The sequence below is a fragment of the Pseudomonas sp. TE21394 genome, assembly GCF_054057835.1.
In genome coordinates this window covers 214,037-227,846 of record NZ_JBSRZR010000001.1, presented here as the reverse complement: position 1 = coordinate 227,846, position 13,810 = coordinate 214,037, and the positions used below count along the sequence as shown (strand labels likewise).

Here is a 13,810-nt window from a genome sequence, read left to right as displayed (position 1 = left end):
CCTGCACATGCGTACCGAACAACCGCAAGTGATCTACCTCAAGGATTACCAGGCGCCCGAGTACCTGATCGACGAGACGCACCTGACCTTCGAGCTGTTCGAGGACCACACCCTGGTCCACGCGCAACTGGTCATGCGCCGCAACCCGGCACGCGGTGCCGGCCTGCCGCCACTGGAACTCGACGGCCAGCAGCTGGAACTGCTGCGCGTTTCGCTGGATGACCAGGAACTCGGGCCGGATGCCTACCGGCTCGATGCCGACAGCCTGACCGTGCAGCCCAAGGCTGAGCGCTTCACCCTCGACACCAGCGTGAAGATCCACCCAGAAAGCAATACCGCACTGGAAGGCCTGTACAAGTCGGGCAAGATGTTCTGCACCCAGTGCGAGGCCGAGGGTTTCCGCAAGATCACCTACTACCTCGACCGCCCGGACGTGATGAGCACCTTCACCACCACGGTGATCGCCGAGCAGCACCGCTACCCGGTATTGCTGTCGAACGGCAACCCGATCGGCAGCGGGCCGGCCGAAGACGGCCGCCACTGGGCGACCTGGGAAGACCCGTTCATGAAACCGGCCTACCTGTTCGCCCTGGTGGCCGGTGACCTGTGGTGCGTCGAGGACAGCTTCACCCGCCAGTCCGGCCGCGACGTGACCCTGCGCATCTATGTCGAGCCGGAGAACATCGACAAGTGCGACCACGCCATGGTCAGCCTGAAGAAGTCGATGCGCTGGGACGAGGAAGTCTATGGCCGCGAATATGACCTGGACATCTTCATGATCGTCGCGGTCAACGACTTCAACATGGGCGCCATGGAAAACAAGGGCCTGAACATCTTCAACTCCAGCTGCGTGCTGGCCCGTGCCGAAACCGCCACCGATGCTGCCCACCAGCGCGTCGAAGGCGTGGTGGCCCATGAGTACTTCCATAACTGGTCGGGCAACCGCGTCACCTGCCGTGACTGGTTCCAGCTGTCGCTCAAGGAAGGCTTCACGGTATTCCGCGATGCCGAGTTCAGCGCCGACATGAACTCGCGCACGGTCAAGCGTATCGAGGACGTCGCCTACCTGCGTACCCACCAGTTCGCCGAAGACGCCGGGCCCATGGCCCACCCGGTGCGCCCGGACAGCTTCATCGAAATCTCCAATTTCTACACCCTGACCGTGTACGAGAAGGGCGCCGAAGTGGTACGCATGGTGCGTACCTTGCTGGGCGCCGAGGGCTTCCGCAAGGGCAGCGACCTGTACTTCGAGCGTCACGATGGGCAGGCGGTGACCACCGACGACTTCATCAAGGCCATGGAGGACGCCAATGGCGTCGATTTCACCCAGTTCAAGCGCTGGTACAACCAGGCCGGCACGCCGCGCCTGGAAGTCGGCGAGGCTTATGATGCCGCCGCGCAGACCTACAGCCTGACCTTCCGCCAGAGCTGCCCGCCGACCCCGGACAAGGCCGAGAAACTGCCGTTCGTGATCCCGGTGGAACTGGGCCTGCTGGACGCCGCCGGCAACGACTTGCCGTTGCAACTGGTAGGTGAAGCTGCCGCTCAAGGCACCAGCCGCGTGCTGTCGGTGACCGAAGCCGAGCAGACCTTCACCTTCCAGGGCATCCAGGCCAAGCCGCTGCCGTCGCTGCTGCGCGGCTTCAGCGCGCCGGTCAAGCTGAGCTTCCCCTACGACCGCGACCAGCTGATGTTCCTGATGCAGCACGACAGCGATGGCTTCAACCGCTGGGAAGCCGGGCAGCAGTTGTCGGTGCAGGTGCTGCAGGAGCTGATCGGTCAGCATCAGCGTGGCGAAGCGCTGCAGCTTGACCAGCGCCTGATCACTGCGCTGGGTACCGTGCTCGGCAACCAGGCACTGGACCCGGCCATGGTCGCCGAGATGCTCTCGCTGCCAGGTGAGGCCTACCTGACCGAGATCAGCCAGGTGGCTGACGTTGAGGCTATCCACGCAGCCCGCGAGTTTGCCCGCCGACAGATCGCCGAGCAGCTGTTCGATGCCCTGTGGGCGCGCTACCAGGCCAACCGCGAGGTGTCACGCAACACCGCCTACGTTGCCTCGGCCGAGCATTTTGCCCGCCGCAGCCTGCAGAACATCGCCCTGTCCTACCTGATGCTCAGCGCCCAGCCGCAGGTGCTGGAGGCGACCCTGGAGCAGTTCGAGCACTGCGACAACATGACCGAGCGCCTGACTGCGTTGGCGGTGTTGGTCAACTCGCCGTTCGAGACAGAACGGGCCAAGGCCCTGGAGGCCTTTGCCGAGCACTTCAAGGACAACCCGCTGGTCATGGACCAGTGGTTCAGCGTGCAGGCGGCCAGCACCCTGCCGGGCGGGCTGGCGCGGGTCAAGGCGCTGATGCAGCACCCGGCCTTCACCCTGAAGAACCCGAACAAGGTGCGTGCCCTGATCGGCGCCTTCGCCGGGCAGAACCTGGTCAACTTCCATGCCGCGGATGGCTCGGGGTATCGCTTCCTGGCCGACCTGGTGATCGAGCTGAATGCGCTGAACCCGCAGATTGCCTCGCGTCAACTGGCGCCGCTGACCCGCTGGCGCAAGTATGACGCTGCGCGCCAGGTGCTGATGAAGGGCGAGCTGGAGCGGATTCTGGCGTCCGGTGAGCTGTCCAGCGATGTGTATGAAGTGGTGAGCAAGAGCCTGGCTTGAAGGCCAATGGGGCTGCTTTGCAGCCCATCGCGGCATACAGGGATCCGCGTCAATCCGGCGTTTGCGGCCCCTGTAGGAGCGGCCTTGTGCCGCGATGGGCCGCACAGCGGCCCCCGGCTACACGCCGATAACAAAACATAACACCCCGCCCGTTGTCTTCCCGCGAACATCCCCGCTACGATCCCGCCAAGTTATTGCAGGCCTCTAGCTCAGGCTTTTCGCAGTACCTGCAATGCATTGACCCACCAACAAGAACACAACAGGGGGCAGTCATGGGGCAGCAGAACAGGCGTGGTGCCTGGCCATTGGCAACCAGTGCGATGCTGGCACTGGCACTGGGGGTTTGGGCCGAGGCGGCCCATGCCGCAGCGGCCGAGGAATATTCCACCGAATCGGCCAAGGCCAGCCAGAGCCTGTTGATCGACGCCGCCCAGGCCGGCAAGCGCCTGGTAGTGGTAGGCGATCGCGGTCATATCCTGTTCTCCGATGACCAGGGCCGCACCTGGACCCAGGCCCGCGTGCCCACCCGACAACTGCTGACAGCGGTGTTCTTCCTCGACGACAAGCGCGGCTGGGCCGTCGGCCATGATGCGCAGGTGCTCGCCAGCAACGACGGCGGCGCCACCTGGAGCAAGCAGTTCGAAGACCTCGCGCGGGAAGCACCCTTGCTCGATGTCGCCTTCCTCGACGCCGCGCACGGCTTCGCCGTAGGTGCCTACGGCGCCTTGCTGGAGACCACCGACGGTGGCCAGCACTGGCAGGATGTTGCCGAGCGCCTGGACAACCCCGACCAGTTGCACCTGAACGGCATCGCCGAGGTCCGTGATGCCGGGCTGTTCATTGTCGGCGAGCAGGGCAGCATGTTCCGCTCGGCCGACAACGGCCAGACCTGGAGCAAGGTCCAGGGCCCCTACGAGGGCTCGCTGTTCGGCGTGATCGGCACGGCCCAGCCTCGCACCCTGCTGGCCTACGGCCTGCGCGGCAACCTGTTCCGCTCCACCGATTTCGGTGACAGCTGGCAACCGATCGAACTCAAGGCCGCGCGTGGCAGCCTCGAATTCGGCCTGGCAGGCGCTACGCTTGTCGAAGATGGCAGCCTGGTCCTGGTCGGCAACGGCGGCAGCGTGCTGCGCAGCACTGACGATGGCCAGAGCTTCAGCGTCTACAACCGCGCCGACCGCATTGCCCTGGCCGGCGTCAGTGGCCTGGCCAATGGCGGCCTGCTGCTGGTCGGGCAGGGCGGGGTGCACCTGGCCACTGCCCAGGGTGCCGACCCGCAGGTGCAGCCATGACCAGCAGGGAGAGCATCACCATGCATCCGCATCATCAGGACAAGGCCACGCTGCTGGAACGCCTGATCTTCAACAACCGCCCGGTGGTCATCGCCCTGTGCCTGCTGGTCAGCATCTTCCTGTTCTGGCAGGCCACGCAGATTCGCCCGTCCACCAGCTTCGAGAAGATGATCCCGCTGCAGCACCCGTTCATCGAACAGATGATGGCGCACCGCAACGACCTGGCCAACCTGGGCAACACCGTGCGTATCTCGGTCGAGGCGGTCAATGGCGACATCTTCGACAAGGACTACATGGAGACCTTGCGCCAGGTCCATGACGAGGTGTTCTACATACCCGGTGTCGACCGTGCCGGGCTGAAGTCGCTGTGGAGCCCCAGCGTGCGCTGGAGCGAGGTCACCGAAGAAGGCTTTTCCGGGGGCGAGGTCATACCCAACACCTACAACGGCTCCCAGGACAGCCTCGACACCTTGCGCGACAACGTGCTCAAGTCGGGCCAGGTGGGGCGCCTGGTGGGTAACAACTTCAAGTCCAGCATTGTCGACGTGCCGCTGCTGGAGAGCTACCCCGACCCGCAGGATCCGGGCAAACAGGTGAAGCTGGACTACCAGCAGTTCTCGCACCAGCTGGAAGAGAAGATTCGCGACAAGTTCCAGGCACAGAACCCCAACGTCAAGGTGCATATCGTCGGTTTCGCCAAGAAGGTCGGCGACCTGATCGACGGCCTGGTAATGGTGGCGATGTTCTTCGGCGTCGCCCTGGCAATCACCTGGGTACTGTTGTACTGGTTCACCTGGTGCATCCGCAGCACCATCGCCGTGCTCATCACTACCCTGGTGGCGGTGGTCTGGCAGCTGGGCCTGATGCATGCGGTGGGCTTCGGCCTGGACCCTTACTCGATGCTGGTGCCGTTTCTCATCTTTGCCATCGGTATTTCCCACGGGGTACAGAAGATCAACGGCATCGCCCTGCAGTCCAGCGACGCCGACAACGCCCTCACTGCGGCACGACGCACCTTCCGCCAGTTGTTCCTGCCGGGGATGATCGCCATCCTCGCCGATGCCGTAGGCTTCATCACCCTGCTGATCATCGACATCGGCGTGATTCGTGAACTGGCCATCGGCGCGTCCATCGGCGTGGCGGTGATCGTGTTCACCAACCTGATCCTGTTGCCGGTGGCCATTTCCTACGTCGGCATCAGCAAGAAAGCCGTCGAGCGCAGCAAGCAGGACGCTACCCGTGAGCATCCGTTCTGGCGCCTGCTGTCGAACTTCGCCAGTGCCAAGGTGGCACCGGTGTCTGTGGCGCTGGCCCTGGTCGCCTTTGCCGGTGGCCTGTGGTACAGCCAGAACCTGAAGATCGGCGACCTCGACCAGGGCGCGCCGGAACTGCGCCCCGACTCGCGCTACAACCAGGACAACAACTTCATCATCAGCAACTACTCGACCAGTTCCGATGTGCTGGTGATCATGGTCAAGACGCCGCCGGAACACTGCTCGATCCACTCGACCATGGCGCCGATCGACGAGCTGATGTGGACCATGCAGAACACCCCGGGGGTGCAGTCGGCGATTTCCCTGGTAACCGTGTCCAAGCAGGTGATCAAGGGCATGAACGAGGGCAGCCTGAAATGGGAGACCCTGTCGCGCAACCCGGACATCCTCAACAACTCCATCGCCCGCGCCGATGGCCTGTACAACGGTGACTGCTCGCTGGCCCCGGTGCTGGTGTTCCTCAACGACCACAAGGCCGAGACCCTGGAGCGGGTTACTGCCGTGGCCAAGGCGTTTGCCGACAGCCACAACAAGGACGGCCTGCAATTCCTGCTGGCGGCGGGCAACGCCGGGATCGAGGCGGCAACCAATGAAGTGATCAAGTCGGCCGAACTGACCATCCTGATCCTGGTGTACATCTGCGTGGCGGTGATGTGCCTGATCACCTTCCGCTCGTTTGCCGCCACCCTGTGCATCGTCCTGCCGCTGGTGCTGACCTCGGTGCTGGGCAACGCGCTGATGGCCTACATGGGCATCGGGGTCAAGGTGGCGACCCTGCCGGTGGTGGCGCTGGGCGTGGGCATTGGCGTGGACTACGGCATCTACATCTACAGCCGGCTGGAGAGCTTCCTGCGGGCAGGCCTGCCGCTGCAGGAAGCCTATTACGAGACGTTGCGCTCGACCGGCAAGGCGGTGCTGTTCACCGGGTTGTGCCTGGCGATAGGCGTGTGCACCTGGATCTTCTCGGCGATCAAGTTCCAGGCCGACATGGGGCTGATGCTGACCTTCATGTTGTTGTGGAACATGTTTGGTGCGCTGTGGCTGCTGCCGGCCCTGGCCAGGTTCCTGATCAAGCCGGAGAAGATGGTGGGCAAGGAGGGCGGTTCGATCTTCGCCCATTGAAGAGCGCGGGCCGCTTTGCGGCCCATCGCAGTCCCAGGGTTATAATGTCGGCACATCCCTCACAGGTAACCCCATGTCTCCCCTCGCCACCGCCCTGCAGTCCTGCGACATGCTCCTGATCGACGGCCTGCATGCCTTCGATTTCACCGCCGACGCATCCGGCCTCACCGTCGAATGCATGGACGGCCGCCAGTTGCGTCGCTGGGTGTTCACTGCCGAACAGGTCGCCGCTGCCGTTGCCAGCGGTGACGAATGGCAACTCGACGATGCCGACGGCGCGCATCGACTAGTCTGTATGAGTGCCTTTCGCGCCCCGGATGATAATGACAATGAACCGGATCTGGACGAGCCTGCTGGCCGCTAGCCTGATGAGCCTGAGCCTCAATGCCCCTGCCGCCACCTTGCTGGTGGGCAGTTACACCGACGGTGCCAGCCAGGGCATCTACCGTTATCGCTTTGACAGCAAGGCCGGCCAGATCGACCCAACGCCGCTGCAAGTGGTGAAAAGCGTCAGCCCCTCGTGGCTGGTGCTTTCGGCCGACCAGCGCCAGCTGTTCGCGGTCAATGAAACCCCAGGCGGCCTGGTCAGCAGTTTCAGCGTCAGCGCCAAGGGCGAGATCAAGCCGCTCAACCAGGTGTCCAGCCAGGGTGACGAGCCGACCCATGCCAGCCTCAGCCGCGACCAGCGTTACCTGTTCGTGGCCAACTATGCGGTCAAGCCCGACCCCGGCGGCAGCCTGGTGGTGATCCCGGTGGCCAGGGACGGCAAGCTCAAGCCGGTGGTGCAACATGCCCGGCACCAGGCCAGCGGCGTAAACCCCGAGCGCCAGGCCAGTGCCCACGTGCATTCGCTGGTGCTGTCGCCCGACGGTCGGCACCTGTACGCCAGTGACCTGGGCGCCGACAAGGTGTTCATCTACCGCTACGACGGCGCCAGCGCCGACCACCCGTTGACACCGGCGATCCCGGCGTCGGTGGACCTGCCACCGGGTAGCGGGCCGCGCCACCTGTTGTTCGACGCCAAGGGCCGGCATGCCTACCTGACCTTGGAGATGAGTGCCGAGGTGGTCATGTTCGAAGTGCAGGATGGCAACCTGGTCGAACGCCAGCGCCTGCCCCTGGCCGAGCGTCAGGAGGCGGCGGCGAAAGCGGCCGGTGGCTTGCACCTGTCGGCGGACGGGCGCTTCCTGTATGTGAGCAACCGTGGCACGAGCAACGAGATCGTCGCCTTCAGCGTGGGCAAGCAGGACGGCCAGCTGACGCTGCTGCAGCGCCGTTCGGTGGAGGGTGATCACCCCCGGGAGTTCGCCCTCGACCCGAGTGACAACTTCCTGCTGGTGGCCAACCAGAAGAGCAACCAGATCGTGGTGATACGCCGCGACCCGCGCAGCGGCAAGCTGGGTGAAACAGTGCAGACGTTGAAGCAGGACGCTCCGTCAGACCTGAAATTCATCGAGTGATATCGATTGGCGTGATAACCGATACTGCCGCAATGAATTTTTGCCAGCGACCGCGGCGGCGTAAGTTTGACCCGAGGCCCGGATGGGCCACCGTCAAACCACCGCCGTCGAGGTCAACCCAGATGAACTTCAATCTCTTCCCGGTCATTGCCGCATCCGCCATTTCCGCTTCGGTCGTCCTGCCGACGCATGCCCATGCCGACAGCAGCGGCAAGGCGTCCGCGACCCACAGCTACACCGAACAGTACCTGCGCCAGAGTGCCCACTTTCATGCAGCGTTGAGTGGTAAGCACCACCCGTGAGTCTGACTCGGTCCCGTGTGGGAGCGGCCTAGTGCCGCGATGGGGCGCGTAGCGGCCCCGGTTTTTTGCGTTACAGCCGAAATTGCCGGGGCCGCTCTGCGGCCCTATCGCGACACAAGGCCGCTCCTACAACGGATCGTGTAAACCTATTTGGCCATGACGGCCTTGAACAGGTCCGAAGCCAACCAGCCCTGCAGCCAGCTCCGCAGCCGCGGATAAGCCGCCTCGGCGAACCACTGCGGTTCGACCCCGGCAAACTGGCGCATCAGGGGCAGCAGCGCGGCATCGGCAATGCTCGGGTGGTTGGCCAGCAGGTAAGGCCGGCCGGCGAGCAAGCCTTCAAGCTCGGCCAGCCAGGTTTCGGCCTGTTGCCGGTACTGTGCACGGGAATACGCCGGGTAGCGCTCGGCGTACTTGTACAGGTTTACCTGCGCCTTGAACGTGCTGTCGTTGCGCGCAATCAGTGATTCAGCCTGCTGCGCCGCGCTAGCGTCGGCTTGCAGCCGCCAATCCTGCGGGTCGTTGCGGGCCAGCGCCCAGCGCATGATGTCCAGGCTTTCTTCCAGCACCTCGGCACCGGTATCCAGCACCGGCACCGTACCCTTGGGCGACAAGGCCAGCAGCTCTGCCGGCTTGTTCTTCATCGCCACCTCGCGGATCTCCACCTCGCAGCCGGCATAGCGCAGGGCCAGGCGCGCGCGCATGGCCCACGGGCAGCGGCGGAACGAGTAGAGGATCACCCGCACACCTGCACGTCACTCAGGCCGTTGCCCTGGCGGCGCACCTGGATCTGCACCGGAATGCGCTCGTGCATTTCCTGCACGTGGGAAATCACCGCCACCTTGCGGCCCTGCGCCTGCAGGCCGTCGAGCGCATCCATGGCCAGTTGCAGCGATTCCGGGTCGAGGCTGCCGAAGCCCTCGTCGATGAACAGCGATTCGATGCGCAGGGTACTGGAGGCCATCGAGGCCAGGCCCAGCGCCAGGGCCAGCGACACCAGGAAGGTTTCCCCGCCCGACAGCGAGTGCACCGAACGCAGCTCGTCGCCCATCTCGGTGTCCAGCACCAGCAAACCAAGGGCACTGCCGCCGCGCTTGAGGCGGTAGCGACGGGCCAGCTGGCGCAGCTGGGCGTTGGCGTGGTGCAACAACAGATCGAGGTTGTAGCCCTGGGCGATCTTGCGGAACACGTCACCCGAAGCCGAGCCGATCAGCGCATTCAGGCGGGCCCAGCGCTGCCATTGCTGGTGGGCCAACTCGATTTCTGCTGCCAGTGCCTGGTGCGCCTGTTGGCGACGCTGGTCGTCGGCCTGCTGGGCACGTAGTTCGGCGCACTGCTGCTCCTGCCCGGCCAGGCGTTCACGCAATTCGGCCAGGGCCTGTTGCAGCGCTTCGGCCGAGGTATCAACGGCCATTTGCGCCGCGTGCTGCTGCAGGCGCTGCTCACGCTCCTGCAGCAGCACGCGGCCTTGTTCGATGGCTTTTTCGGCGCCTTGCAGGCGCTGGCGCAGTTCATTTACCTGGGCATCGTCGATGCCCAGCAGACGATCCAGGCCGGCATCATCCAGGTCCGGGTGTGCGCTGCGCCACTGCGCGATCTGCGCCTGCAACTGCTGGCGCTCGGCATCCAGTGCCTGCTGCTGGCGGATGTTGGCATTGAGTTCGCTGGCCAGCTGTACGTCCTGGTTGCGCAGCAGCTGCAGGCGCTGGACGGTATCCGCCTCAAGGGCACGGGCCTGTTCCAGCGTGGCGTCCATGTGCTGTTGCCAGGCTTCGGCGCTGGCGTGTTCGCCCAGCAGCTCGTCGAGCGAGCTGTGGGCGTGCTGGCGTTGTGCTTCGATGGCGGCAAGCTGTTGCTGCAACTGCTGCTGGGTTTGCACGCGCGTCTGTTGTTGGTCGCGCAGCTTGTCCAGCTGGGCCTGGCGGGCTTGCTGTTCCTGCTGTTCGTCCTTGCGTTGCACAAGTAGCTGCAAACGCTGGGCGATCTGTTGGTCCAAGGTGAGGAAGGCATTGGCCGGGTCGTCGCTGAGGGCCTTGAGCACCTCGTCGGGCAACACGCTGGCCAGGTCATTCAGGCTCTGCTGCAACTGCTGCTCGTCGCTGGCCAGGGCCTGGTGCTGGTGTTCGAGGTGGCGCTGGGCTTGCTGTTGCGCTTCGTGGGCGGCCTGCAGTTGCTGGCTGAGGCGGGCGGCATCCTTCTGCAAGGCGAGCAGGGCGCTCTGGCGCTGCTCGTCGTTGCCGATTTCCTGCTCCAGGCGCCGCAACTGAGCGTCCAGCCAGGCGCTGCGAGCCTTGTCGTCCTGCGGAGCCAGGGCCGGCCAGAGGCTATGCGCCTGCACCTGGGCCACCTGGGCTTGCAACTGCTCGGTCAGTTGCTGCTGTTGCTGCTGGTAGTCCTTGAGCTGGGCATTGACCACGCCCAGCTGGGTGCGCAGTTCCACCAGCTTGCTGTTGAAGCTGTCGACCTGTTGTTGTGCCGCGTCTTCTTCGGCCTGGTCGTGCCGGCCCAGGCTCTGCAGCAAGGCCTCGGGTTGGTGGAACGGATGCTCGACGCTGCCGCACACCGGGCAAGGCTCGCCATCGTGTAGTTGCTCGCGCAGCGCTTCGACGCTGGTATTGCGGGCCAGGCGCTGGCGTTCCAGCAACTGCCGGGTGAGGTTGAGGGCCTGCTCGGCGGCTTGTAGCTCGGCCTTGGCGGCGGTGCCTTCGGTAATCAGCTGCTGGCGTTGCTGCATGGCCTGCTGTTGCCGCTCGCGCACAATCGCCAGCTGCTCGCGCAGTTCCAGTTCGCGACCGTGCAGGCGCGACAGCGCTTCCACCGCACGCTGCTGCTTGCGGTTGTCCTGCAGCATGCCACCGAGCAGGTCGATCTGCTCGGCCAACGCGTGTGGCTCGGCCTTGGCTTCGCGGAACAGCAGGTCGAAGGCATCGCGCTCGGCCTGCAGCTGCGCATTGGCCTGGCTGGCCTGGGCCTGCAGGCCGGGCAGTTCCTCGCGGCCCTTGGCCAGGCGGCCACCGGTCAGCATTACCTGCTTCAATTGCGGCAGGTAGGCGTGCCAGGCATCGGCCAGGCCCGCCAGGTGCTGGCTGTCGGCAAGGGCCGTGTCGATCTGCGTCAGTTGTTGCAGGCTGCGCTGCTGGTGCTCCTCCAGCTGCTGTACCTGCTGCTGGCCTTCGGCGACCTGCTGGTCGGCCTGCTGGCTGGTGCTGCGCTGTGTCCCCAGCTCCTGATCCAGGCGGGCCAGGTTGTCCTGGGCGGCGAACGCCTGGCGCAGGCGTGGAGCGTTTTCGCCGTGTTGTGTCTGGCTGTCGGCCAGCGCCTGGCGTGCCACTAGCAGAGCCTGTTCGAGGTCGCCGGTACGGCCCTGCAGCTCAGCTTGTCGGCGCTGTTGCTCGGCAATTTTTTCGGCCAGCGGTGCCAGTTGCTCAGCCAGCATCTGCTGGCGATGGAACTGATGCCGCTGCGGCGCCAGGCGCTCCAGGCGCACGAGGTCCAGACGCTGCTCGGCCAGCAGCTGCCAGCCCTGTTCGGCGGCCTGCAAGGCGCTGCTGGCTTCGGCGTGCTGGGCCTGCAACTGGCGTTGTTCATTCAGCCAGTTGCGCTGCTGTTCCAGCTGGCGCTCGGCGGCCTGGTCGGCCTTGAACTGCTGCAGTGCCCGCTCCAGGCGCTGGTCGAGTTCGGCGCGGGCTTCGGTGGCCATCGGTAGCAGGTGGCTGGCACGCTCCTTCAGGGCGTTGTGGGCTTCGCCGGCCTCGCGCGCCTTGCTGAAGGCACGCTGGCCCAGGCGGGTATAAATGGCGGTGTTGGTGAGCTTTTCCAGCAGCTCGCTGCGCTCTTTGTCGTCGGCCTTGAGGAAGGCGCCAAACTCGCTCTGGGCCAGCATCACGGCGCGGGTGAACTGCTCGAAGTTCAGGCCCAGGCGGGCTTCGACCAGTTGCTTGTATTCGTTTTTGCCGCTGGCCAGCAGCTGTTCGCTGTCCAGGTCGTAGAAGCTCTGGCGGCTGAGCTGCAGCTTGCCGTTGGCCTTGTCGCGGGCGCGGTTGGCTTCCCAGCGGGCGCGGTAGCGGCGGCCATCGATGCCGACGAAGTCGACTTCGGCAAAACCGCTACCGGTACCCCGGCGCAGCAGGTTGCGCGGGTCGGAGGTGGGGATGTCACCGTCGGCGTCCGGCACCTTGGCCTCGCGGCCGATGTCGTTCAGCCGCGGTACGCTGCCGAACAGGGCCAGGCACAGGGCGTCGAGCAGGGTACTCTTGCCGGCGCCGGTGGGGCCGGTGATGGCGAACAGGCCGGCGCTGGCCAGTGGCTCGGCGGTGAAGTCGATGTCGATCGGGCCGGCCAGCGATGCCAGGTTCTTCAGGCGGATGGCGAGAATCTTCATGGCTGTTCCTCTTCCTGCTGCACGTCCTGCAACAGCAGGGCAAAGTCAGCCAGCGCCTGCTCGTCGACAGGGTTGCCGTAAGCCTGCTCCCAGGCGCGGCTGAACAGGTCCTGCGGGGTCATCCGGGCCAGTTCGACAAAGGCCAGGTCATCGTCTTCGGCGTTGTTGCGGCCGGCGTATTCGGCACTGATGCGCACCAGGCGCACGGCCTTGCCGTGCAGGGCGCCTTCGATCTGCTGACGCAGGTCGGGTTGCGGCTCGTCGAGGATCACCCGCACTTCCAGCCAGGGCTGGCGGTTGGGGTCTTCGAGCAGGTCGATCACCGGCAGTTCGCCGAGCTGCGCCAGCAGTTCGCCCAGTGGTGCCGGGCCAACCCGTTGCAGGGCCACCGCGCGCGGTACCGGGCGTGGCTCGACGCTGACCAGGCCGCTGCCATCCAGCTCCACTTCCAGTACCTGGTGCGGGTAGTTGATTTCGGCGAACGACAGCGGGATCGGCGAGCCGCTGTAGCGAATGCGTTCTTCGCGGTTGACCTTCTGCGGCTTGTGCAGGTGGCCTAGGGCGACGTAGCTGATGGCTTTGTCGAACAGCCTGGCCGGCAGCGCCTCGGCGTTGCCGATGATCAGGCTGCGTTCGGAGTCCTCCGACACCGCGCCACCAGCCATGTGCGCGTGGCTGATGGCGATCAGCGCCTGGTCTTTCCTGCGCTTCTTCTGCGCAGCGGCGATCAGTTGCTGGTGTACCTGGGTGATGCCTTGCAGGTAATCGTCGCCCAGTTGCGGGCCGGTCACCTCGGCCGGACGCAGGAAGGGCAGGGCCAGGCACCAGGCGGCAACCTTGCCGCGGCCATTGGTCAGCGGGATCAGCAGGCGTTCGACGTCCAGCTGGCCGTCGTCCAGCCAGTGCACCCGGCCCAGGGCATGGGTACGCAGGCGGCGCATGAGTGCAGCGGGCAGCTCGATGCGCGAGCCGGAGTCGTGGTTGCCGGCGATCATCACGATGTCGAGCTTGGGCAACTGCTCGTGGGCCTGGACGATGAAATCGTAGAGGCGCTCCTGGGCTTTGACCGGCGGGTTGACCGTGTCGAAGATATCCCCGGCGATCAGCAGCGCATCCGGCTGACGCAGGCGCAGCTGGCCGAGCAGCCATTCGAGGAAGCAGGCGTGTTCGAAATCGCGTTCCTGGCCGTGAAGGCTTTGGCCCAGGTGCCAGTCGGAGGTGTGAAACAGACGCATGGATGACCTGTTGGTGTCGAGTCGAGCAAGCAGGGGCTTGGCTTGGGTGATGGGCGTTGCGCAAGGACGGTATGGTACC

The 13,810-nt window shown here is 65.0% G+C and carries 9 protein-coding genes; 6 read left to right on the top strand and 3 right to left on the bottom strand.

The features are described from left to right. The first annotated feature begins 7 nt into the window (after positions 1-7). The 6 genes from pepN (at position 8) to ACVWZT_RS00980 (ending at position 8,115) form a co-directional block, all read left to right on the top strand. The gene (gene pepN, locus ACVWZT_RS01005; protein WP_457467750.1) at positions 8-2,665 is read left to right on the top strand and encodes an aminopeptidase N; all 2,658 of its coding nucleotides are present in this window, start codon (positions 8-10) and stop codon (positions 2,663-2,665) included. Positions 2,666-2,937: 272 nt separating this feature from the next. Continuing rightward, a complete protein-coding gene (locus tag ACVWZT_RS01000) occupies positions 2,938-3,957 on the top strand; it encodes a WD40/YVTN/BNR-like repeat-containing protein (protein WP_457467748.1) in 1,020 nt (339 codons plus the stop codon). A 20-nt stretch (positions 3,958-3,977) separates the two neighbouring features. Beyond that, positions 3,978-6,353, top strand: coding sequence for an efflux RND transporter permease subunit (locus tag ACVWZT_RS00995; protein ID WP_457471993.1), 2,376 nt, complete (start codon positions 3,978-3,980; stop codon positions 6,351-6,353). Between the two features lie 73 nt (positions 6,354-6,426). Further along, a complete protein-coding gene (locus ACVWZT_RS00990) occupies positions 6,427-6,717 on the top strand; it encodes a DUF5629 family protein (protein WP_296234440.1) in 291 nt (96 codons plus the stop codon). Continuing rightward, positions 6,683-7,813, top strand: a complete 1,131-nt coding sequence (locus ACVWZT_RS00985; protein ID WP_296234442.1) for a lactonase family protein — start codon at positions 6,683-6,685, stop codon at positions 7,811-7,813. The genes ACVWZT_RS00990 and ACVWZT_RS00985 overlap by 35 nt, the downstream gene beginning before the upstream one ends. Positions 7,814-7,935: 122 nt before the next feature. Beyond that, positions 7,936-8,115: a hypothetical protein gene (locus ACVWZT_RS00980; RefSeq protein ID WP_296234443.1), complete on the top strand. Its 180-nt coding sequence runs from the start codon at positions 7,936-7,938 to the stop codon at positions 8,113-8,115. 146 nt (positions 8,116-8,261) lie between these two features. Here ACVWZT_RS00980 and ACVWZT_RS00975 read toward each other — a convergent pair whose 3' ends face one another. Genes ACVWZT_RS00975 through ACVWZT_RS00965 form a run of 3 tightly spaced genes read right to left on the bottom strand, consistent with a single transcriptional unit; the run spans position 8,262 to position 13,731 of the window. Then, on the bottom strand, positions 8,262-8,855 hold the full coding sequence (locus tag ACVWZT_RS00975; RefSeq protein WP_296234444.1) for a glutathione S-transferase: 594 nt from the start codon (positions 8,853-8,855) through the stop codon (positions 8,262-8,264). Next, on the bottom strand, positions 8,852-12,496 hold the full coding sequence (locus ACVWZT_RS00970) for an AAA family ATPase (protein WP_457467745.1): 3,645 nt from the start codon (positions 12,494-12,496) through the stop codon (positions 8,852-8,854). Before ACVWZT_RS00970 ends, ACVWZT_RS00975 begins: the two co-directional genes overlap by 4 nt. Further along, a complete protein-coding gene (locus tag ACVWZT_RS00965; RefSeq protein WP_457467743.1) occupies positions 12,493-13,731 on the bottom strand; it encodes an exonuclease SbcCD subunit D C-terminal domain-containing protein in 1,239 nt (412 codons plus the stop codon). Before ACVWZT_RS00965 ends, ACVWZT_RS00970 begins: the two co-directional genes overlap by 4 nt. Positions 13,732-13,810 lie beyond the last annotated feature (79 nt).

Coding starts and splice junctions, on each gene's coding strand:
- pepN (WP_457467750.1), top strand. CDS start 8: ATGCGTACCGAACAACCGCAAGTGATCTACCTCAAGGATTACCAGGCG.
- ACVWZT_RS01000 (WP_457467748.1), top strand. CDS start 2,938: ATGGGGCAGCAGAACAGGCGTGGTGCCTGGCCATTGGCAACCAGTGCG.
- ACVWZT_RS00995 (WP_457471993.1), top strand. CDS start 3,978: ATGCATCCGCATCATCAGGACAAGGCCACGCTGCTGGAACGCCTGATC.
- ACVWZT_RS00990 (WP_296234440.1), top strand. CDS start 6,427: ATGTCTCCCCTCGCCACCGCCCTGCAGTCCTGCGACATGCTCCTGATC.
- ACVWZT_RS00985 (WP_296234442.1), top strand. CDS start 6,683: ATGAACCGGATCTGGACGAGCCTGCTGGCCGCTAGCCTGATGAGCCTG.
- ACVWZT_RS00980 (WP_296234443.1), top strand. CDS start 7,936: ATGAACTTCAATCTCTTCCCGGTCATTGCCGCATCCGCCATTTCCGCT.
- ACVWZT_RS00970 (WP_457467745.1), bottom strand. CDS start 12,496: ATGAAGATTCTCGCCATCCGCCTGAAGAACCTGGCATCGCTGGCCGGC.
- ACVWZT_RS00965 (WP_457467743.1), bottom strand. CDS start 13,731: ATGCGTCTGTTTCACACCTCCGACTGGCACCTGGGCCAAAGCCTTCAC.